The sequence below is a fragment of the Pseudoalteromonas sp. SS15 genome (assembly GCF_049257195.1).
Classification (GTDB): domain Bacteria; phylum Pseudomonadota; class Gammaproteobacteria; order Enterobacterales; family Alteromonadaceae; genus Pseudoalteromonas.
The window spans coordinates 1-20917 of the sequence record NZ_JBMMUD010000002.1; the positions used below are offsets into that span (position 1 = coordinate 1).

General features: G+C 41.8%; 15 protein-coding genes and 11 tRNA genes. 5 read left to right on the forward strand and 21 right to left on the reverse strand.

The annotated features are described in order from the left end of the window. Nucleotides 1-1044: 1044 nt before the first annotated feature. A complete protein-coding gene (locus AAEU28_RS04220; protein WP_421963097.1) occupies nt 1045-1695 on the reverse strand; it encodes a GNAT family N-acetyltransferase in 651 nt (216 codons plus the stop codon). A gap of 245 nt (nt 1696-1940) precedes the next feature. Here AAEU28_RS04220 and AAEU28_RS04225 point away from each other — a divergent pair, with 245 nt between their 5' ends. Continuing rightward, nucleotides 1941-2225 (forward strand): hypothetical protein, encoded by a 285-nt coding sequence (locus AAEU28_RS04225; RefSeq protein WP_421963098.1) that lies wholly within the window; start codon nt 1941-1943, stop codon nt 2223-2225. A gap of 2 nt (nt 2226-2227) precedes the next feature. Next, nucleotides 2228-3001 (forward strand): Zn-ribbon-containing protein, encoded by a 774-nt coding sequence (locus AAEU28_RS04230; RefSeq protein WP_421963099.1) that lies wholly within the window; start codon nt 2228-2230, stop codon nt 2999-3001. Nucleotides 3002-3072: 71 nt separating this feature from the next. Here the strand turns inward: AAEU28_RS04230 and syd are convergent, their stop codons facing one another. Further along, a complete protein-coding gene (gene syd, locus AAEU28_RS04235; protein WP_421963476.1) occupies nt 3073-3612 on the reverse strand; it encodes a SecY-interacting protein in 540 nt (179 codons plus the stop codon). A 60-nt stretch (nt 3613-3672) separates the two neighbouring features. Here syd and queF point away from each other — a divergent pair, with 60 nt between their 5' ends. Next, a complete protein-coding gene (gene queF / locus AAEU28_RS04240) occupies nt 3673-4518 on the forward strand; it encodes an NADPH-dependent 7-cyano-7-deazaguanine reductase QueF (RefSeq protein WP_421963100.1) in 846 nt (281 codons plus the stop codon). 10 nt (nt 4519-4528) lie between these two features. On the opposite strand, the gene AAEU28_RS04245 is transcribed toward queF, so the two are convergent. From AAEU28_RS04245 to AAEU28_RS04260, 4 genes are read right to left on the reverse strand one after another with little or no spacing between them, the layout of a single operon-like run. Beyond that, a complete protein-coding gene (locus AAEU28_RS04245; RefSeq protein WP_421963101.1) occupies nt 4529-5416 on the reverse strand; it encodes a peptidylprolyl isomerase in 888 nt (295 codons plus the stop codon). Between the two features lie 4 nt (nt 5417-5420). Beyond that, nucleotides 5421-6251, reverse strand: coding sequence for a substrate-binding periplasmic protein (locus AAEU28_RS04250; RefSeq protein WP_421963102.1), 831 nt, complete (start codon nt 6249-6251; stop codon nt 5421-5423). Further along, the gene (locus AAEU28_RS04255) at nt 6248-10027 is read right to left on the reverse strand and encodes a translocation/assembly module TamB domain-containing protein (protein WP_421963103.1); all 3780 of its coding nucleotides are present in this window, start codon (nt 10025-10027) and stop codon (nt 6248-6250) included. The genes AAEU28_RS04250 and AAEU28_RS04255 overlap by 4 nt, the downstream gene beginning before the upstream one ends. Continuing rightward, nucleotides 10027-11748: an autotransporter assembly complex protein TamA gene (locus tag AAEU28_RS04260; protein ID WP_421963104.1), complete on the reverse strand. Its 1722-nt coding sequence runs from the start codon at nt 11746-11748 to the stop codon at nt 10027-10029. The genes AAEU28_RS04255 and AAEU28_RS04260 overlap by 1 nt, the downstream gene beginning before the upstream one ends. A 138-nt stretch (nt 11749-11886) precedes the next feature. On the opposite strand from AAEU28_RS04260, the gene AAEU28_RS04265 reads away from it, so the two are divergent. Next, nucleotides 11887-12219: a ribonuclease E inhibitor RraB gene (locus AAEU28_RS04265; RefSeq protein ID WP_421963105.1), complete on the forward strand. Its 333-nt coding sequence runs from the start codon at nt 11887-11889 to the stop codon at nt 12217-12219. Between the two features lie 179 nt (nt 12220-12398). Here AAEU28_RS04265 and AAEU28_RS04270 read toward each other — a convergent pair. From AAEU28_RS04270 to AAEU28_RS04340, 15 genes are all read right to left on the reverse strand, one after another. Further along, a tRNA-Leu gene (locus AAEU28_RS04270) sits at nt 12399-12485 on the reverse strand. Nucleotides 12486-12525: 40 nt separating this feature from the next. Then, nucleotides 12526-12599: transfer RNA gene (locus AAEU28_RS04275), tRNA-Cys, on the reverse strand. An 18-nt stretch (nt 12600-12617) separates the two neighbouring features. Then, nucleotides 12618-12693: transfer RNA gene (locus AAEU28_RS04280), tRNA-Gly, on the reverse strand. Nucleotides 12694-12797: 104 nt separating this feature from the next. Then, nucleotides 12798-12873, reverse strand: a tRNA-Gly gene (locus AAEU28_RS04285). A 110-nt stretch (nt 12874-12983) separates the two neighbouring features. Continuing rightward, a tRNA-Gly gene (locus AAEU28_RS04290) sits at nt 12984-13059 on the reverse strand. Nucleotides 13060-13090: 31 nt separating this feature from the next. Further along, nucleotides 13091-13166: transfer RNA gene (locus AAEU28_RS04295), tRNA-Gly, on the reverse strand. A gap of 22 nt (nt 13167-13188) precedes the next feature. Next, a tRNA-Leu gene (locus AAEU28_RS04300) sits at nt 13189-13275 on the reverse strand. Nucleotides 13276-13306: 31 nt separating this feature from the next. After that, a tRNA-Gly gene (locus AAEU28_RS04305) sits at nt 13307-13382 on the reverse strand. A gap of 99 nt (nt 13383-13481) precedes the next feature. Beyond that, a tRNA-Leu gene (locus AAEU28_RS04310) sits at nt 13482-13568 on the reverse strand. A gap of 34 nt (nt 13569-13602) precedes the next feature. Further along, nucleotides 13603-13676: transfer RNA gene (locus AAEU28_RS04315), tRNA-Cys, on the reverse strand. Nucleotides 13677-13689: 13 nt separating this feature from the next. Next, a tRNA-Gly gene (locus AAEU28_RS04320) sits at nt 13690-13765 on the reverse strand. Nucleotides 13766-13933: 168 nt separating this feature from the next. Further along, nucleotides 13934-14479, reverse strand: coding sequence for a CDP-diacylglycerol--glycerol-3-phosphate 3-phosphatidyltransferase (gene pgsA, locus AAEU28_RS04325; RefSeq protein ID WP_421963106.1), 546 nt, complete (start codon nt 14477-14479; stop codon nt 13934-13936). A gap of 41 nt (nt 14480-14520) precedes the next feature. Beyond that, complete coding sequence (gene uvrC / locus AAEU28_RS04330; RefSeq protein ID WP_421963107.1) at nt 14521-16344, reverse strand: excinuclease ABC subunit UvrC; 1824 nt, start codon at nt 16342-16344, stop codon at nt 14521-14523. A gap of 9 nt (nt 16345-16353) precedes the next feature. Next, nucleotides 16354-17004, reverse strand: coding sequence for a UvrY/SirA/GacA family response regulator transcription factor (gene uvrY / locus AAEU28_RS04335; RefSeq protein ID WP_058030543.1), 651 nt, complete (start codon nt 17002-17004; stop codon nt 16354-16356). Between the two features lie 184 nt (nt 17005-17188). Continuing rightward, nucleotides 17189-18337 (reverse strand): dicarboxylate/amino acid:cation symporter, encoded by a 1149-nt coding sequence (locus tag AAEU28_RS04340; RefSeq protein ID WP_138478035.1) that lies wholly within the window; start codon nt 18335-18337, stop codon nt 17189-17191. A gap of 210 nt (nt 18338-18547) precedes the next feature. On the opposite strand from AAEU28_RS04340, the gene AAEU28_RS04345 reads away from it, so the two are divergent. Further along, nucleotides 18548-20887, forward strand: a complete 2340-nt coding sequence (locus AAEU28_RS04345) for a DUF5916 domain-containing protein (RefSeq protein WP_421963108.1) — start codon at nt 18548-18550, stop codon at nt 20885-20887. Nucleotides 20888-20917: the final 30 nt, after the last annotated feature.

Here is a 20917-nt window from a genome sequence, read left to right on the forward strand (position 1 = left end):
TATCGGTGCAGCTATGAGAAAGCTTGCTCATATCTGCTTTGGTGTTGTGAAGAATCAAACTGAATATCAGTCTCAAGTTGTTTAAATCAAACTTGAGACTGGTTAGGAGAGATGGTATCTACAAAAGAGTGGCCAACGCGACAAAGTGTAAAATTGAAGGCCTGCTTCAAAAGACGACATTAAAAGCGCGATATAAAATCGCGCCTACAACAGTGCCTGCATTAAATGTAGGTCGAGGCTTTAGCCCGACAAAGCACAAAGCCAAAACTCAAAGTGTCGCCATAAATGACAACCTAACAAAAGCGGTTAAAATTGCTCATTTCATATTGCGCAAAAGTAACCTTGCTCCGCAGCGTATATTTTGCACGATAAGTCTGAACTACAGAAAAAGTCATTTGAGGTGAGAAACCCGACATAAAGTCGGTGTAGCAGAAAAAGCCAAACGCCAGAAAGAACTAAGGCGCAACATAAGTCGCGCCTAGAGTTGACAACATCCATGAGAGCTTCCAAAGCCTATATCCTGTTTTATCTTCCGCTGAATGGTCGTCTTCCATCGACAACCAAAACTCCATTTAAAATCCTATACACATCCTGTGTTCCTACTATCCTAAATCCACTTCGCAAAATCCTATGCGCTCCTAGTACACCTTGTACTCCATCCTCATCCTAGGTGTTATCCTAACACCTTAAACCATCCTGGTTTCCGCTTCACCCTTCTTTGGGCTGTCCTCACACTCCTGTGTGTATCCTATTCCTGTGTGCAACTCCGTTACACCTTATCCTGAGTATCCTGTTGAGCTTCTTGCCCTAGCACTAATCCATAACCTTGTGCTTATTCCGTTTTTCCTATCCCTTTGCCTTCCTGACATGATTAAGTTTACGGTTATTTGCCGATTGCTAAAGCGACTTACGGCAATTTATTTATTGTCATTTTATTTTAAAAATAGATAAGTTAATTATTTTCAAACACTTAACAAAAAAACATAGTCAAAACGAAGGTCTTAAAACACCAAAACCCACAACTATGTGGGAAATGTCTCACAACTAATTTTCCGATCCGTCCGTGTTTAATTTTTTATACATCAGCTCACCCGACACTTCGCCGAAGGTCATTTGCTCAATCACCTCATATTGGTGCTTTAAGAAAAAGGTTTTTTGCGCTGTTTGCGTAATGAAAACTGCTACGCCAGTGATCTCTTCTTCGGCTAGATGAAGCTGTTCAACGCCATTCAATAAATAATGACCAAGGCCTTGTCCCTGCGCATTCGGGTGAATGGCAATTAATGACAAATAAAAACATTCGCCATATTGCTCCAAAGCCGCTCTTATCGCTTGCTCTTTGGCGACCAATTGCTTGGTTTGAACATACCCTGCGCTGAGCATGAGTTTTAAACGCCAATGCCAAAAACGTTGTGCAGACAAAGGTCCATTGGTCGCGATTGCACATGCAACGCCAACTAGTTGTTTGTCTATAAACGCGCCTAACATGGCTTGACCACTTTGCGAAAAAGTCTGTAACTCTTCGCGAATAAGTGCGCGTAACTTTTTAGCAAAGTCGTCATCAGAATCTGCATTTAACACCTGCTTTAGTAATTCATCACTCTGATAAGCTTGAAACAGAAGGCTTGCTGCAATGTTTATTTCTTCCGGCTCCAAATACTTTAGGCTCAGTTGATCTGCTTCTACTATTTTCATTATTTTTCCTGTTACCTAATTTTTACTAGAAAACTTAGTCAACTATAGTTACTGAGTGTTTTTTAAGCAAAAAGACAAGTTAATGTCATCAGTACAATATAGTCCCTCGTTATCTACATAGGCATTGAGAGAACGAATCGATCACTGTGCATTATGTAAAACAAATCGTTTAGTATGGTAGAGCGCACAGCTATGCGCTTTAAAGATTTATGCTAGAATGCGTTTTATTTTGTTGAGTAAAACGCATGCATCCCGCTGTTCATTCTGCTATTGCAGCCTTAGTCGCTGAAAACAAAACCCCGACTGTGGCTTTAACTAAATCTAAATTATCAGAGCCAGTACCTATGCCTTTGGTTATTGCTGGGTTGACCGCCTACAAAAATGATCCAAATTGCATCAACACTCAGCCTGCAGCAGCCCCAAAAGCCAAGGCTACGGAGCAAAGTCAGCTTGACCGCATTGAACAAAAACTTGACCGCATTGAACAAAAACTTGACCGCTTACTCGCGCTATTAGAAAAAGATAACTAATTATGTTCGTTGTAGATTTAACTTTTGATTGTTACCAAGACACCACCCTAGATGATGCTGAGCGCGCCATTAATCGCGTGGTGAATGCCCTACGTTTTAACGGACAGATCATCGGGGATGAGTTTCCGACCGTATTAAAAGACGGCTACTTTATTACCCGTGTTATGTGCCCGCTTGAGGATGCGCTACACCCACTTAATCACAGCCCGTTTGTAAAAAAGGCCATTGAGCTTTTACAAGATGCAGGCTTGTTGGCACCGAAAGTAAAGGTGATCGGTCAGGATATTCATGCCAATGGCGCCGACCTGTGCGACGCTCCGTCTTCTTATATTTTATATACCACCTATGTGCATACGTGCAGCCCGCTTTATTGCGGCGATGACTTTCAGCCTGTGCCACTTTATAAAATTCCAGCCATTGCCAATGGCGATTACAAGGCCTTAATTAAGTGGCAAGAGGATTGGCAGGCATGCGATCAGATTCAGATCAACGGTGCCACCCGCTGTGAATTTGCGGCGTTAGAAGAGATCTCTAGCACCGAAAGTGATTTATTCCGCCGGGGTATGGACTTGTCTAAACGTATTCGCTATCTCACCAAAAAGCCTGTGTATTACTATTTGTATCGCGTAGGTGGTGAAAACCTAGCAGCTGAGCAAACACGTAAATGCCCAAGCTGTGGCGGTGATTGGAAGTTAGATGAACCTTGGTTTGGTTTATTTGATTTTCGCTGTGACAGCTGTGAGCTGGTTTCGAATATCTCTTGGGATTTTCAGTGATCGTTCGCTAAAAATAAAAAAGCGCTCAGAATGTTTAAATGAGCGCTTTTGTATTGATTAAGGTATGAGTATTAAAACTCAACCGCTTGCAAAAATGCTTCCAGACTATCAGCCAAAACATGGTGTGGCCTTTTGCCGACATACTCTAACCAGACTTTGCCAGTCTCAAGTTCAACGGTGATCAACAAATCATCTTGCTCGGTTAACCCAATAAACACCGTATCTGCATGTTTGAGCTTACGCTTCATCAATACATGGCCTGTGATGTTTTGCTGTAAACGCACAAAGTCATCTTCATTCCACGCTTGTAATAACTCGATTTGGTGGCCTTCTACGTTGCCAATGATGTTGCCTGCATAAAAGCTGCTGTAGAACTCATTCAACGCCTCAGGAAAACGACACTCTAACGCGCTTGCTAAATCACTTAGGCTATTTTTTGCTGGCTGTGGCACTGCTTGCCACTGAATTTGTTGCTCGCTTAGCACTTCGCCAACTTCGCATGGGCTTGGCCAGTCAGCATCGTGATACATGCACGGTAAAGTGCCATGTTGTTGCTGATAGTGAGATTTAAACTTGTCGTGAAGCTCTGATAAAAGCGGCTTAATTGTCATACTGTTAACCTGTGTGCGATACGCTATAATACGCGCCATTGTAACCACTATTGGTGAAACATGACAGATTACAACAATGCACCTGAGCTGAAAGAGTCAGTGTTAGGTAAAACGACCGAGTACGCATCACAATACGATGCAAGTTTATTATTCCCAATTGCAAGAAAGCTAAACCGCGACCAAATTGCGGTAGATGAGCAGAACTTGCCATTTAAAGGGGAAGATACTTGGACTGGCTATGAGCTATCTTGGCTGAATAGCAAAGGTAAGCCACAAGTGGCGGTGGCGACGTTTGTGTTCCCATGCCAATGCTCGCATATTATTGAGTCAAAGTCGTTCAAGCTGTATTTAAATAGTTTTAACCAAACTAAGTTTGCCAGCTTTGACGAAGTACAAACTATTTTGACCAATGATTTAAGCAAAGCTGCTCAGACTGACGTCGACGTGACGTTATTCAAAGCTGATGACTTTGACTGTATTCCATTCACGGCCATGCCGGGCGAGTGTATTGATGAGCTTGATATTGAGGTTGATACCTACAGTCCGCAAGAAGGCTTAATCGTGGTAAAAGATGGCAATGAAGTGACTGAAACACTGCATAGCCACTTACTTAAGTCGAACTGTTTAATTACTTCTCAGCCTGACTGGGCAAGTATTGTGATAAGTTACACGGGCAAGCCTGTGTGCAAAGAATCACTGCTTAAGTATTTTATTTCTTTTAGAGATCACAATGAGTTTCATGAGCAGTGTGTGGAGCGAATTTACTGTGACTTAATGCGTGAATTAAAGCCGAGCAAGCTAGAGGTATATGCGCGCTATACAAGACGTGGTGGATTAGACATTAACCCTTACCGCAGCAGTGAAAGCGATAAGACGGCTTATAACATTCGTACAAACCGTCAGTAAACATTTGCTTTTAATTCAGGCGTTTGGTCGGGATAGATACCGAGCAAACGTCTGTGTGATTTGGCTTATCAATGAACCACTCACTTGGGCGATTTTTACGAGATTCAATCAACTCTTTAAAATCTTCTGAGCTGGTATCAAATACCGTAAAAGCACTGTTATCTTCACCCGCAATATCACTTAACACACGCACTTGGCTGATTGGGTTAAACGGCTGCCCTTCTACAGGTGTACGTAATAAACGCTGTGCATGCTCCATACCTTCAAGCACTCGACCAAATACCGTGGTGTTTTTATCAAGATAACGCTGCGGCGCTAAAGTGATATAAAACTCTGTACCGCCACTGTCGATTTCATTACTTCTTGCCATTGCGAATGTGCCCGTGCAATGGGTCATCCAAGTCTTTTTGCCATCGCTGTTTTGCGCCACTGCAAAACCATTCAAAAAACCGGTTTTATCAGCATAGCCGTCAACCGCATTAATTGGAGTGATCTCAAGTGGGCTTTCTGTGGTTAAGAACATTTCGCCCGCAATGCCTTTGCTGCCTTGCGTTGGCTGTTTTTCACCGGACTGATCGCCGCCTTGTGCTACAAAGCTTTCAACAAAACGGTACACGTTTAAGCCATCATAAAAGCCTTCACGCGCGAGTTTTTTAATATTATCGACATGCCCCGGTGCAAGTTGCGGGTTAAGCTGCACATAAACGCGGCCTGTTGGTAAATCAATTCTTAATACATCATCGTTGTTTACTTGCTGCCACACATCGGCTGACGCTGAGCTAATAATGGTACTTGGTGAACGAACTTCAGATTTGTTTGGTGCTGATTCAGTATTTTGCGTGCTGCTGCAACCAGCGAGCAATACACAAGCTGTTAGGCCAAAAGCGCGTAAAAGCATTTGTTTATTTTCCTTGATTATGGTTATACCAGTATTTTTTTGTATGAATAGGAGCACTGGCAGGGAGTAAAGTATTTACGAGAGTAATTTTTTGTCGCTTGTCTAATGCTAATTCAGCTAACTCGCTTTCGAAGTGGCGATTAAATAAAGTATCAAATGAACCGTCTTCAATGGCTTTATCTAAGCCTGACTTGAGCTTTTGATACAAAGCTTTGTTATGTTTATTTACGAAAAAATAAACAGCTGAAGGATAATAATATACATGAGCCGGATCGATCGCTAAGCCTGTCATATCAGTAATATCATTGGCATATAAGGCATCGATAGGCAATACATCAATACGTGAGGCTTCGAGTAATTCATAACCCGCATTTTCTTGGGAATACTCTAAAACATTAAAGTCATTGTCTTTGAAAATGACGCTATCAGGCCAGTCAGTTCGAAGACCGTACCTTAAACCTCGTAGCTCACCGTCCGTTTTTAATTTTGCAAAATAGTCTAAACGAGACTTTTTAATTACTCCAAGACGGTAACCTAACACCCCTTTTACAATTGGTACTCTCACAGCTAACGCTTGTTTTTCTCTCTCATCAGAGGTGACAGACCAGAATACGTCAATGCCATTTTTGTCACCGAGTAAACGGATCGCGCGATTTTGAGTTGGGATATTTTCAACAAAGTCTAGCGTATGCACTTCTCTTTGATAACTTAGGGTATGCTTCAACAATTCAATGACATAAGGATCAGCCCCAGAAGTGATACGCACTGTTTGTTCCGCACACGCAGAGAAACAAAAACAGGCATTTAAACAGAGGGCAATAATCCAAGACTTCATTCAGGATCCCAATCAAATTGATATAGCAAGTCTATACTATCGTATAAACCACTTGTTGCTTCAATGTATAATTTTGTGAACACCCTGTAACGAATGGCAATTTCATTCATGGCTTCGAACACCCCTACGCGATAACTTACTTGCACGCTAGGCGTTATATAGCCTGATAATTCAACTTGCGTGTCATCACCACTGCCTTTAGCACTCACGCTGACATCTTCAATGCCGATTTTTTTACCCGCTTTATTAATAAAGCTTTCACTAAAATTAATACTCTGTGCGAGCAGCATCTGAGACAGTAGAGCGTTGTTATTGTTTTCACTTTTATCGAGCGGCTGGCCATTTAATAAATACGATAACGCATGGGCTTGGTCCATGGCCGGTTGCGAAAATATATTCAAACTAGGATTACTCGCACTGCCCGTTAATTCGATACCAGCAATAACATCATCGGCGGTCACTTCTGGGTTACGTATTGCTTTTACATTCAAATAAGGACGCGATAACGGCCCATTAAAGCCAACTTGACCTTGTTGAATGAGTAAGTCTTGACCAAGTGCTTTATATACCCCTTCTCGCAAACCAAACTCCCCACTGGCTAGTAATGGCGTGCTCGGTGTTTTATCTAAGCTGATCTGGCCAAATACATAGCTATCGAGGCCGAAAGCATACACTCTAAAATCGTCTTTAAGCGCGACATCTAAATCAAGAGTATAGGAAAACGGAAGACTGCCCTGCGCTTGAACTTGTGCATCAACAATAACCTGATCATCAGAAACCGTAGTCACTTGTTCAGGCAGTTGCGAAATTTTAATGCGACCTTGTGGTATATCAACACGCCCCATTAACGACAAGTGCGCATCTTTAAACTTTAAAGACAAGTCTGGAGAGATGGCGAAGCTCATATCTTGTTGCGGACTGACTCTTATTTGCTCGCCAGACACAGATACGTCAGCACTTAATTGCTGTTGCCAATCGAGCTTACCAACAAGATTGAGTACGCCATTTTCATTGGTATTTAATGCGCCATTTAAACTGGCTGTTTGGCCATTCAAATCGAGTTTCAATGAAGAGTCGGCAAAACTGATTGGCAGTGCTGACTGTTCTATGCCTAATGAAGATAAGTTTATCTCACCCACGACATTGGGTTGTTTTATATCTCCCGATAAGGCCAGTGTTGAAGATAACTGCCCGTCAAGACTAATTGGTTGCGGTAAAAAGCGATTTGCCAATTCGCCAATTGGTTTCAAAGCCAATGCATGGAGTTCAACATGGGCAGTTGGTGAATACAATTGATTGTCTTGTACTTGTGCAGCCACTTCACCAGATACATCACCTAATAATGACGAGGCGAGTTGCCAGCGTCCTAAAATAGCTTGGCTATCTCCGCTAAGGTTAATCTCGATTTGTTCAATCGGAACTATTGCCTCACTTTGAACATCGCTAAGGGTTTCAGTATTCGCTTCGGTGAGGGCGACAGCAACATTTTGCAAAGTCGCTTTTGTATTGATCGCACTGAGCTTTTTATCTCGCCATGACAGTGCTGAATTGATGCTGGTTTTACCATCTAGTTTCAGCTGTTCAGGTAAAAAGGTTTGTAGTGATGCTAAATCAAAGCCTTGGATGTTCATATCAAACTGCCCTTGCTTACCTTTTTGCTCGGCTTGCAAACACCAAGGTGACTGATTTAACTCACCACATATTTTACCGGTTTGCCATTGCTGCGCACTGGCATATTTCAGCTTTGAATGATGCTTTAAACTTGTCTCAAGTTGCTTATAAATAATTTGCCCTGATGCGATTTCGCCCTGCCAGGCTTGTGCGTTTATACCACCTAGAATATCTAGCTCTGCCTTTACGTCTCCGCGACTTGATAACTGAGCGCGATGTGCAGTTTGATTGCCCGTGAAACGCAACTCGATATGACTTAGTTGATGTTTTAGGACTGCGAGTTGCTCAATGGATAATAAAGTCTCTGTTTGCCAGTTATTGGCCAAATCAACGCTGGTATCGAGCTTGCCCCCTTTGAGGCTAATGTCGTTATTTTCGAACTTTGAAATCGTTGAGTTAAAGCTGATTTTAGGTTGATTATGGTCCCCTTTAATCTGCAACTCGCCTTGCGCGTCAACATCAAAAGGCAGTAACGCTTTCGCATTTTGTGAACGGCTGTTGTGTGAAAAGTTATTATGTGAAATAGCAAAGCGCCCAGATAAATCTAGCGCTTGTTGCAGTGAGCCCGACAACTGCAAATTGCTCGAGCCGAGTTGCATGTTTAGCTTATCGACTTGACCAAACAGCTGTTCGTTCAGTCTAAAACTAGCATCGAGTGCTAAAGGAAGCTCTGTAAGTTTGCCATCGACATCAACATCGGGGATATCAATTTGCCACCCCTCAGTTTGCTGTTTAGCCAACACACTCATTGAGCCGTTTAACACTGACTGCTGGTCGATAAAAAACAGCGGCAACGCGTCCATCACTAAGCGTAATTGCGCATCAACGCCCTCGGCCCACGCCAGCTTGCCGGTCAAATTGGCGCTGCCTTCTGACGCGTTCAAACGACCAGCAAGCTCTGAAATTGCCGTTAAACTGCCTTTTCCCGACACTTTTGCACTAAGCTCTGTAAGCTCTTTTTGCTCGGCAATGACATCAAGCTTCAACTGATAATCATCGGCATTACCTATGAGCTGAACTCGAGCCTGTTCCATCAAGGCATCGTAGTCTTGTCCGCGAATTTTGTACGAAAAAGGAAGATTGTTGACCTGCGCCGATACATCAAACGGCCAGTTTGTTTGGTTAAGATTTAGATTACCTAACACGGCAGCCTGATGTTGACCTTCGGCCTTTAAATCAATATTTAAATCTGAAAAGTTGCCACTTAAATGTAACCTGACGAGTTCTTCTTCTGTGGTCAGCGTAGTAATTGATTTTATTGACGCTAATGGCTGCTTGATAGCTTCGGCTTTCAGCTCACCAAAACTGCGTAAAACGAACTGCTGATATTCTAAGTATAGATTTTGCCACTCAAGTTGTTGAGAGGTAATGTTTGCCGCGACATTAAAGTGTTTAATGTGTTGCGAGCCAGTTGGCGTTTCGTACTCAAAAGACCCCAGAGCCAGTTGTGATACTCGAACATCGAGACCTTCTGGCAAAACAATAGCAGGCAAGGCCGCCAACTCAGTAAGCGCTTGGCTTTGCGTTTCTTTTTCTCTTTCATCAGTAATATGAATGCGCTTTATTGAAGTATCATGCAACCTTGCTGCAGCGTCGAATAATTGAGCTGATGATTTTATGTCCGATATTTGAACTTTTAAGTCGCCTTGCTGAAACTTGATATTAGCCACATTTAACTTAGCGATGGCGATATTCACGGGTAATGTAAACGCATCTTCTGACTCTGCGTCCTGCTCAATTTTTGTTTCGTCTAAGCTTTCGGCTGCGATTTCTTCAGTGACTTTTTCTGTAGGCGCATTGGCAAGTTTTACATCGACCCTGTCAGCGGTTATTTCGATGCAAACAGTTGCACAGGTAAACCAATTGAGCTGCGGCCTAAAATTGCTCAGCGATAAATTAAGCCCCTCGCTGCGCCAAGTGACATCGAGTCTTTCACCTGCGAGTAAACGACCTTGCTCGAGTTTAATATTTAAGCCATCGACCGACTTATTCAAAACCCATAGAAGGCTTTGATGTCCAACACTGGTAAACACTATGCAAAATAGAAAAACCTGCGTGCCTAAACCAATATTTAGAATTCTTTTTGTTATAGGGTGTAAGCGCATTAAATCTCCGGCCCAATAATAATACTTAGACGTGTGCTTTTACTTTCTTTACTAAGCCCCCAGGCGTGATCTAACCGAACAGGCCCAACAGGCGTAATATAACGAATACCGAAACCCGCACCCACGGCCCATGATTCAGAGAAGTCATTGGTTGCAGTGCCCGAATCAACAAACAAAGCCAGTCGCCAATTCGGCATAAATTGATAGTTATATTCTACCGAAGCCGTTGCAAGGTATTTACCACCGACAATTTTGCCCTCTTCAAAAGGCGCGACTGATTGATAGGCAAAACCGCGAATACTCTGATCGCCCCCAGCAAAAAATCGCAAGTTAAATGGCACTTCGTTAATATCGTCAGTGACAATGGCACCCGCATCTAGCCTTGCAATAAACCAATGCTTAAGTGCAAACTTTCTCAGCCAAGCTTGTTCCCACTGTGCTTTAAACAAAGTCGTAGAAGAGATTAAATCATCGCTGGCAAACTCTAATGAGATCAAAGTCTGTTGCCCCCACGAAGGCGTAACACCGCCAACCGCTTGCTTTTTGGCATAGCTAATACCTGGTATTAACATCTCTGTTTTATCGGTTACGCCAGCTTGAGTTGTTGTTTCGTGTTCTCTTTTAATGAATGCAGTGCGTACCCAATTACTACTCGTTAACCATTGGCGTTGTAACTGTACGTTCCAGATTTTACTGTCAACGCCCTCTGTCAGTTCATCCTCAAGGGCATAACCTGTTGTCACTCGCCATAAGTCATCGTTTGGGTTACTCACCGGAATACTATAGCTGCCTGTGACACGCTGTTGTTTTTCAGCAACAAATAAATTGCCATCAAAAAAGTGACCGTCTTCGGTGATCCAAGGCTTTGACCACTTAAATCGCGCTTTTGCCCCTATCTCTGTACTAAAACCGCCCCCCACTTCGAACGTATTGGCAGGCTTATCGACCACCTCAATGCGAATAGGCACTAGATTATTCTTGCGGTTTTGTAATTGTGGATACACTTTAATGGCGCTGAAATACGGGGTTTTATTGAGTGCTAGGTTATATTCAGACAGTAAAGTTTCATCGTATAAGGTGTTTTCATCAAATGGTGCGAGAGATTGAATATATTTTTTCGCCAAACTTTGCCTACTCACTTCAACTTTGCCAAAACGATAACGATTACCCGAGTCTAGTTTTAGTTTAGCTACCGCAAAGTTTTTTTGTTTATGAATTTCTAGGCGATGACTAAGCCATTTAAAATCAAAATACCCTTTCGAGATCAGGCTTGATTCAAGCACACTTTTTGTCTGCTCATAATTGTCATGATTAACTATGTCATTGGCTTCAATAGGAATGCCAGACAACACTTTTTGCAAAAATGAGTCTTTATTGGCCTCGCCTTTTATTTCAATTTGGATCGACTTCCAGCGTATAGGCTCACCAACCTCTGCATCTATTTTGAGCCTACTGCTTTGCTCTACACGAGATAAGGTGATATTTGCTTGATAATAGCCAAGCGCCTGTAAAGCTCGCTCGGTCTGAGAAAGTAATTTGCTTTCTAACGACTGTGTAAAAGGTTGATTGAGTAACGGCTTCAACGTGCCATTGATATTTTTACTCAGCTCATCTGGCATTTCGCCAAATTCAATGGCCTCAACTTGCCATTGGGTTTCAGCCTGTGTTGATAAAGAAAAAGTTAAACACCAACAAATAACAACAATCGCAAACAGTTTCAAATACTTCCCTCCCATACCGAAGCGCCAGTGTAGCATATTTCAAATCAACAATAGATGAACAATAAATCTCGCTTTAAAGCTTTTTATTTTTGCTAATTTCACCGACAATACACCCAGTTAAAAATACTGGGTAAAACTATGCAATTTCCTGATGACGATAACGGCCAATTATTAGCTGAAATGGCTGCTGAAGGCATTAACTTAAACCAAATGCACATGGTCGACTTTTTCATTTTATTTGAACAAAAAGATCAAGCTGAGTCTTTTGCCAAAGCAATTTCTGAAGATGAGCTTGCGCCAAAGACCGAACTACAAAAGTGTAAAGACACTGGTGTATGGGAAGTTGTAACAACGGTTGAAATGGTGCCAGATCATCAGCTTCTAAGCCAAACTGAACAATACCTAGAAAGCATTGCCAATTCACATGAAGGCTATGGCGATGGCTGGGGCATTATGGCTGACGCTGAATAATTGATGACTTTAAATAAATTTAAAAGGTGCGTTAAGCGCCTTTTTTATTGCCTAAAATGCGATAGAGATTAAATTAGAAATTAGAAATTAGAAATTAGAAATTAGAAATTAGAAATTAGAAATTAGAAATTAGAAATTAGAAATTATCAGGATTAAACAACAGAAGTTTAGAAAATAAATGGTGCCCGGGGCCGGACTTGAACCGGCACGTCATTACTGACGAGGGATTTTAAATCCCTTGTGTCTACCAATTCCACCACCCGGGCATCGGGCTGCTTTCGCATGTGGAGAGTTATCTTTCGATAATGGAGGCGGAACCCGGAGTCGAACCGAGGTAGACGGATTTGCAATCCGCTGCATGGCCACTCTGCCATTCCGCCTAAATATTCCAAATAAATTGGAGCGAGTAACGAGGTTCGAACTCGTGACCTCGACCTTGGCAAGGTCGCGCTCTACCAGCTGAGCTATACTCGCGTCACATAATGTTTTTAACTAAACTAAGATAATAACGAGTTCGCGTTTTTACCTTTATCAGTTGAGCTATGCTCTCATTACATTATTTAGAGTAAATGTTAAATTGGAGCGAGTAACGAGGTTCGAACTCGTGACCTCGACCTTGGCAAGGTCGCGCTCTACCAGCTGAGCTATACTCGCGTTCCATGATGCTTTTTAATTCAGATTAGATAAAACAAGGTCGCGCCTTTCTTTTTATCAGCTGAGTTATACTCGCATTCTTTTTAACATTTTTAATGTCAAAGATAAGTTGGAGCGAGTAACGAGGTTCGAACTCGTGACCTCGACCTTGGCAAGGTCGCGCTCTACCAGCTGAGCTATACTCGCATTCCATAAATCTTTAACGTTAAAACCAATTTGGAGCGAGTAACGAGGTTCGAACTCGTGACCTCGACCTTGGCAAGGTCGCGCTCTACCAGCTGAGCTATACTCGCATCAAATTGATTCTAAAATCAATGGTGCCCGGGGCCGGACTTGAACCGGCACGTCATTACTGACGAGGGATTTTAAATCCCTTGTGTCTACCAATTCCACCACCCGGGCATCGGGTTTTGCGTTGCAGATAAAATCAAATTGGAGCGAGTAACGAGGTTCGAACTCGTGACCTCGACCTTGGCAAGGTCGCGCTCTACCAGCTGAGCTATACTCGCGTTCCATGTTGCTTTTTAATTCAACTGAAAGAGATAAAGGTTGAGCCTTTAACTTTTAACAGCTGAGTTATACTCACATCAAATTGATTCTAAAATCAATGGTGCCCGGGGCCGGACTTGAACCGGCACGTCATTACTGACGAGGGATTTTAAATCCCTTGTGTCTACCAATTCCACCACCCGGGCATCGGGCTGCTTACGCATGTGGAGTGTTGAGAAATGGAGGCGGAACCCGGAGTCGAACCGAGGTAGACGGATTTGCAATCCGCTGCATGGCCACTCTGCCATTCCGCCAACATATAAAAGTTGGAGCGAGTAACGAGGTTCGAACTCGTGACCTCGACCTTGGCAAGGTCGCGCTCTACCAGCTGAGCTATACTCGCATTCCAAAGTAAGTTATTCACTCACTTCTTTTATCGTTTTGAGGCATACTGCCCTCTCAACACGGACGCATTCTACAGATCTTTAATAATGCGTCAATATAAAAAATGAATGTTTTTAACCGTTTGCTCAATTTTTATCTAAACTGCTGCCTATATAGCCGTAAAATATCAAGATTTAATCAATTCAGACTTTGCCGCATTCAAATATGCCAGCATTGAGGTCACTGTTAGTAGTGTTGCAATTGCCAAAAGGACATAACTTAACATGGTCATCCAAGGCGCATATTGCCAAATCAAACCAATAATGGCTAACATTTGTGCAGCAGTTTTAAACTTACCCATATTACTCACTGCCACATTGCCACGCTTGCCTTGCTCGGCCATCCATTCTCTCAGTGCAGATATTACAATTTCGCGGCTTATAATGATAATCGAAGCCAAAGTAATAAAGATGTTTTGATAGTGAGTGGCTAAAACAACGAGAGCCACACTGACCATAACTTTATCTGCAACAGGATCTAAAAACGCACCAAAAGGCGTTGATTGATCGAGTTTTCGTGCCAAGTAGCCATCAAGAATATCGGTTACCGATGCTAGCCAAAAAATAAAGGCGGCAGCAAAAAAAGCCCATGAGTAAGGCAAATAAAACACCACTGCAAAAACAGGGATAAGTAACAATCTAAATGTTGTTAAGGTATTAGGAATATTCCACATAACTACTTTGTGTATCTTTTTTTATAGTGTTGCATGATCAATTAGGCTTTGTCATGCAAATGATTAAATATCTTTTCAGCCATATCTTGGCTGATCCCAGGCACTTGATTTAACTGCGCTATAGTAGCCGATTTTACACCTTGCATACCACCTAAGTATTTTAACAAGGCTTGTCGGCGTTTCTGCCCTACTCCTTCTATTTCTTCTAACAGAGATTGAGTTCGTTGTTTTTGCCGTTTGTTTCTATGTCCAGCTATGGCAAAACGGTGTGATTCGTCACGTATGTGCTGAATTAAATGTAAAGCAGGCGAGTCAGAATCAAGATTCACGGTTCGTCTGCCGCCATCTATGAGTAAAGTCTCAAGACCAGGCTTTCGGCTTGTGCCTTTCGCAACACCAACTAATAATGGCATTTTGCTGTGCAGCCAATCTTCAAAAAATGCTTCTGCTTTATTAAGCTGCCCTTTACCACCGTCAATAAAGATAACGTCTGGAATTTTTTCTTCATCTTTTAACTTGCCATAACGTTTATTCAAAGCAAACGCCATTGCCGCATAATCATCACCAGGTGTGATCCCCGTGACGTTGTAGCGACGGTATTCTTTATTATTTGGTCCACTACCATCAAATACCACACATGAAGCAATGGTATTTTCACCCATGGTATGACTGATATCGAAACATTCCATGCGATTGATATCGCTCAGTTGTAATGCATCTTTTAATAACGCATAGCGTTTAGTAATCGAATCTTGCGCGTTTTGTTTTACAACAATGCTGTTTAATGCATTTTTATTTGCAAGTGCGAGATATTGTGCACGTTCAGAACGCACCGATGCCTTTAGCTCCACTTTTTTATCTGCCAGTTGAGATAGCGCATTAATGAGTTCGTTTTGCTCTTGTAGTTCAAAAGGCAACACGATTTCTTTTGGGATCTGACGTTGTGTACCCGCGCCTACATAGTATTGACCAATAAATGACGTGACAATTTCGTCTTGTTGCGAGTCTTTAGGCACTTTAGGGAAGTAGGTCTTGCTCCCCAGTACTTTATGGTCTCGCACCATTAATAAGTGAATGGCACAAATGCCGTTTTGCTGCTGGAAACCAATAATATCTATTTCACCAAGGTTGCCGGCCACAAATTGCTGCTCTTGCATTTGTCTCAAAATCGCAATTTGATCTCGCACTTTTGCGGCGAGCTCGAAGTTCAAGTCCATGCTGGCCTGTTCCATCTTTTCAACTAAGGTCGCGATAACTTGGTGTGATTTGCCTGACAAGAACTGTTTTACCAGCTCAACCTGCTCTTTGTATTCACCATCAGAGACTTTACCCACACAAGGCGCAGAACAACGCTTTAATTGGTATTGCAGACACGGACGACTGCGTGCTCGATAATAAGCGTCTTCACATTGACGAACAGGGAAAATCTTTTGCATTAAGCGCAAACTTTCAGACACCGCGGCGCTACTAGGATATGGTCCGAAATAATCCCCTTTTTGTTTTCGACTACCTCGGTGAAAAGCCAACCTTGGGTGTTTATGCCCGCTTAAGAAAATATAAGGATAAGACTTGTCGTCTCTTAACAAAATGTTGTATCTAGGTTGATACTGTTTAATGAGATTATTTTCGAGAAGCAGTGCTTCGGTTTCAGTATTAGTGAGCGTTACCTCTATATTGGCAATGTTACTTACCAGTACTCGGGTTTTAGCGTCGGGAATGTTACTACGAAAGTAACTCGAAACACGTTTTTTTAAATTTTTCGCCTTACCAACATAAATAACCTGATGCTGCGCATCGTACATACGGTAAACACCAGGCTCTGTAGATAATGTTTTTAAAAAGGCTTTTGAATCAAATACTGCCATTAAAAATGATTAGTTCGATGTGTCTATATCGATCATTTTATGGCGAATGGCCAAATGTGTCAGCTCTACATCACCGCCAACATTTAATTTTTCAAACATTCGATAACGATAGCTGTTCACCGTTTTCGAACTTAAGTTAAGTCTGTCTGCAATATCTTGTGCTTTTTCACCTTTGGTGATCATCAGCATGATTTGCAGTTCACGTTCAGACAAAGACTGAAATGGGTTCTCATCATTACGACCACTAAACTGCGCAAGCGCAATTTGTTGAGCAATTTCAGGCGCGATATATCGTTGTCCTGAATTTACAGCACGTATCGCGTTGATCATTTCATCAGAGCCCGTTCCTTTGGTCAAGTAGCCCTGTGCACCCACTTGCATCACTTTGCTTGGGAACGGATCTTCACAATGAACCGTTAATACAATTACCTTAATATCAGGGTTGTATCGACAAATCTTTTTCGTCGCCTCAAGACCGCCAATCCCCGGCATATTCATGTCCATTAATACAATATCAGGGTTATTGTCACGACAGAATTTAACTGCCTCTTCACCCGTTTTAGCTTCGCCGATGACTTTAAAGCCACGAACATCATCGAGAATTCGCTTGATGCCGGTTCTAACTAACTCATGATCATCAACTAATAACACATTAATCAATGGCACACCCTCACAGAAAATTTGGTAATCGCAATCACTAAAAATAGCAATTCGAGGTTAACACATAATTATGTAAAAAATAACGATTAAACTTTTGTATTAGTTAAAAAACCATACTAAAGAACCAAAAAAGGCCAGAATGTGACTCCTGACCTTTTGGTGTCCAAAACAAATAATTGTTAGATTATTTACTCTGCTCTGAGAACTTATTTACCCATAAGGCAATCACACCATCGCCGGTGACATTACAAGCCGTACCAAAGCTATCTTGAGCAAGGTAGAGTGCAATCATAAGTGCAACTGCTCCCTCTGAGAAACCAAGCATTGAAGTCAGTAAACCCAGAGCCGACATTACCGCGCCGCCCGGTGCACCAGGCGCTGCGATCATCACCACACCTAACATAAAGATAAATGGCAAAATACTTGTAATGCTTGGCATTGACATCTCTGGTGATAGTAACATCACCGCCATCGCACAAGTCACGATCGTAATCGTTGAGCCAGAAAGGTGAATAGTTGCACATAAAGGCACAGAGAAGTTAGCAACTTCATCTTTTACACCATTGGCTTTACTCGCTCGCAAAGATACAGGAATAGTTGCCGCACTCGACATAGTACCAATCGCAGTAAAATAAGCCGGTAACATGTTTTTGACTAATTCAATTGGGCTACGCTTTAACAAAATACCCGAACCAATGAATAAAACAGATAACCACAACCAATGCATTACTACCGCTGCAACTAAAACGATACCAAACGTGCTTAAAGTATCAGCCACTGTGCCTGCAACCGCCATTTCAGCAAATACACCCGCAATATAAAAAGGAAGCGCTGGAATAATCACTTTAGCTAGCAGAGCATCAATGACATCACGGCCTTGATCAACCACATTCTGTAAGTCTTTCAATGCCAGTTGACTAATACCAATACCAAATATGAATGCAGCTGCTAGTGCAGTCATTACGCCCATCAAAGGGGGGATTTCAATATTAATGAAGCTTTTTAATTCAGTTGCCTGAACGGCTTGGTAAGTCGTTGTGCCTTCGAAAAATGGCACAAATGCGTTTACTAACAAGAAGGCTAAGGTGCCCGCTAAAATAGTTGAGCCATAAGCAAAGCCGACTGTTTTACCTAAAAGATGTCCTGCACCTTTAGGTAAACCTGCGATACCTGAGGCAATAAAAAACAAGATAATTAAAGGAATGGTAAAACTAATTAATTGACCGACAATCACTTTAAATGTGTAAAGTAGCTCTACTAGCGGTAAAGGTAGATATGAGCCCACCACAATACCTGCGGCGATACCGGCAAGTAACTTCAAAATTAACGACATAAATTATCCCTGATAAAAACGATGCGCCGTTTTAACATGTTTTACAGAGGATTTGTTATAAATTCGTTATTCTTCATCAGAATCACCATATAGGGTACACGCCGAGACACTTAACTTAAAAAAAGGTGCCTCTAACGATTATGCATTGTTAACAAACCTCGAGTGCTATTTAATTTATGCTAATTTCTGGTGTTACAAATTACCGCAATAATGTTAAAAACTTCTCTGTCTATTTTCAGTGCTGCATTACTCGCTGCTTCTGGTCAATCAATTGCCTCTGAATCACTGCCTTTTATCAACGCTACGGCTGAAATAGATGGCAAACTTAACGAAGCTGTTTGGCAACAAGCTAAAAAAATAACCATTAATAATGTTACATGGCCGCAAGAAAACATTGCGAGTCCAATTGAAACAACGGCTTATGTATTTGAAAATGGTACATCCCTATTCATTGCTTTCGATGCAAAAGACCCAAACCCTGAACTTATCCGCGCCTTCTATCGAGACCGTGATAGTGCATGGAACGATGATCTAGTTGGTATCAAAATTGATTCCTTCAACAATAGTTTGAGTGCTTATCAATTATTTATTAACCCGCTCGGTGTACAACAAGACTCTATCGAAAATGAACTAACGAAAAGCGAAAACAGCTCTTGGAATGGCATTTGGGATAGCGCTGGCACCATCCATGAAGATGGCTATTACGTGGAGGTTGAAATTCCTTTAAGGGTTTTGAACTTTGATGACAGCATAGATACAAAAACCATGGCGATGGAGTTTTTAAGGTTCTACCCACGAGACCAACGTCTTCGTATTTCGAGTATGCAAATTGAACATGCCAATAACTGTTGGATCTGCCAAATGCCTGAATACACAGGCTTTGAGCAAGCCAAACAAGGCAACAATTTTGCACTTATTCCCTCTCTGGTTGCCGGAAAACAACAAACACGTGATATTGATGGTAATGAAGCTGGAGAATGGATTGATGACGATAATGTCGAGCCAAGCTTAGATGTAAAGTGGGCTATCACCCCTGATATGACACTTAACGCGACTCTAAATCCTGATTTTTCTCAAGTAGAAGCTGATACAGGCCAGTTAAGTGTTAATAATAGCTTTAGTTTATTCTTCCCTGAGAAGCGGGCTTTCTTTTTAGATAATGCAGACTACTTCTCGTCACATTTAAACCTTATTCACACTAGAAACATTGCTGCACCTGATTATGGCATGAAGTTTACCAGTAATAAGCAAGGTCATACTGTTGGTGCCTTCATCGCTAACGATGAAAAGCTAAATGTGATGATCCCGGGTAACTTAGGCTCTCGCGTTGTTTCATTTGACCAAAAAAGCGAGAACTTAGCATTAAGATACCGCTATGACTTTAATAATGCGTTATCTGTCGGTACCACGACAACGGCAAGGCAAAGTGATGATTATAGTAACCAAGTGGTTAGCTTTGACAGCAAATATAAGCTTACCAATAACGATATTTTTAAAGCACAAGTGTTGCTTTCTGATACCGACTATACACAAGCTTTTGTTGATGAACTCTGTAATGGTGAACAAGGTGACTGTCAAAAGCCATCTCAGCCAGAGTGTGAAATCAATTCAGACTGTGATTTAAATGAAAGTACATTACGAGTGCTTAATAAAGAAGATACTAAAGGTCTAGGTTACTTATTAAATTATGAACATAACGAAAAACATTGGCGTGCTTTTACCAGCTACCAAAACCGCGATAAAGGCCTTCGTTCTGATTTAGGCTTTATGTCCCAAATCGACTTCAATAAGTTTTTAGCCGGTTACGAGTATCGTTGGTATGGCGATGAGAACACTTGGTGGAACCGTGCTAATTGGTACACGGATTGGGACATTACGCATAACGACAAAGACGAGTTGTTAGAGAAGGAAGTACAAACTAACTTCTCTATCAATGGCCCACTGCAAAGTCATATTAATACAGGTGTAGAACACAGAAAACGCACCGGTCTTCGCCATAACGAAGCCAGTCTTGCCATTGACGGAAACACAGACTTGTTTACCGAAAACAACCTGTGGACCTACATGGAAATGAAGCCGGTATCTGGTGTGTTTACCAGTCTTAATATTAGCAATGGCAATAAAGTTGACCTTGCTAACAACCGTTTAGGTGAACAATTCAGGGTACGTCCTGTCATTAATCTGAATTTAGGCAAGCACTTTGAACTGCGATTCAGACATACTTATCAAACATTAGAAGCTGATGGCGCTGATGTATTCACTGCCAATTTGACTGATGTACGAATGACCTATCAGTTTAATTTAAATAGCTATTTAAGACTGGCTGTGATTAGAACAGACATTGAACGCAACCCAAGTAATTACATTGACTCGGTTGATGCCACTTATAAAGGTTTGAGCACCCAACTGCTTTATTCTTATAAATTAAACCCAAAAACGGTGTTCTTCGCTGGCTTCTCTGATAGCGGGTATCAAGACGATGAATTAGAAGAAATAACAAAGGATTCAAAGACTTTCTTTATGAAGTTTAGCTATGCTTGGTTAATGTAATGTAAAGCATATAAAACAAACTTTTTATAC

Excerpts from the sequence above, each read along its gene's own strand:
- AAEU28_RS04250 (WP_421963102.1), bottom strand. The coding sequence starts at position 6,251 with ATGAAGTCTTGGATTATTGCCCTCTGTTTAAATGCCTGTTTTTGTTTC.
- AAEU28_RS04340 (WP_138478035.1), bottom strand. The coding sequence starts at position 18,337 with ATGTCGTTAATTTTGAAGTTACTTGCCGGTATCGCCGCAGGTATTGTG.
- AAEU28_RS04345 (WP_421963108.1), top strand. The coding sequence starts at position 18,548 with ATGTTAAAAACTTCTCTGTCTATTTTCAGTGCTGCATTACTCGCTGCT.
- AAEU28_RS04220 (WP_421963097.1), bottom strand. The coding sequence starts at position 1,695 with ATGAAAATAGTAGAAGCAGATCAACTGAGCCTAAAGTATTTGGAGCCG.
- pgsA (WP_421963106.1), bottom strand. The coding sequence starts at position 14,479 with ATGTGGAATATTCCTAATACCTTAACAACATTTAGATTGTTACTTATC.
- AAEU28_RS04245 (WP_421963101.1), bottom strand. The coding sequence starts at position 5,416 with ATGCTTTTACGCGCTTTTGGCCTAACAGCTTGTGTATTGCTCGCTGGT.
- AAEU28_RS04255 (WP_421963103.1), bottom strand. The coding sequence starts at position 10,027 with ATGCGCTTACACCCTATAACAAAAAGAATTCTAAATATTGGTTTAGGC.
- AAEU28_RS04230 (WP_421963099.1), top strand. The coding sequence starts at position 2,228 with ATGTTCGTTGTAGATTTAACTTTTGATTGTTACCAAGACACCACCCTA.
- syd (WP_421963476.1), bottom strand. The coding sequence starts at position 3,612 with ATGACAATTAAGCCGCTTTTATCAGAGCTTCACGACAAGTTTAAATCT.
- queF (WP_421963100.1), top strand. The coding sequence starts at position 3,673 with ATGACAGATTACAACAATGCACCTGAGCTGAAAGAGTCAGTGTTAGGT.
- AAEU28_RS04265 (WP_421963105.1), top strand. The coding sequence starts at position 11,887 with ATGCAATTTCCTGATGACGATAACGGCCAATTATTAGCTGAAATGGCT.
- uvrC (WP_421963107.1), bottom strand. The coding sequence starts at position 16,344 with ATGGCAGTATTTGATTCAAAAGCCTTTTTAAAAACATTATCTACAGAG.
- AAEU28_RS04225 (WP_421963098.1), top strand. The coding sequence starts at position 1,941 with ATGCATCCCGCTGTTCATTCTGCTATTGCAGCCTTAGTCGCTGAAAAC.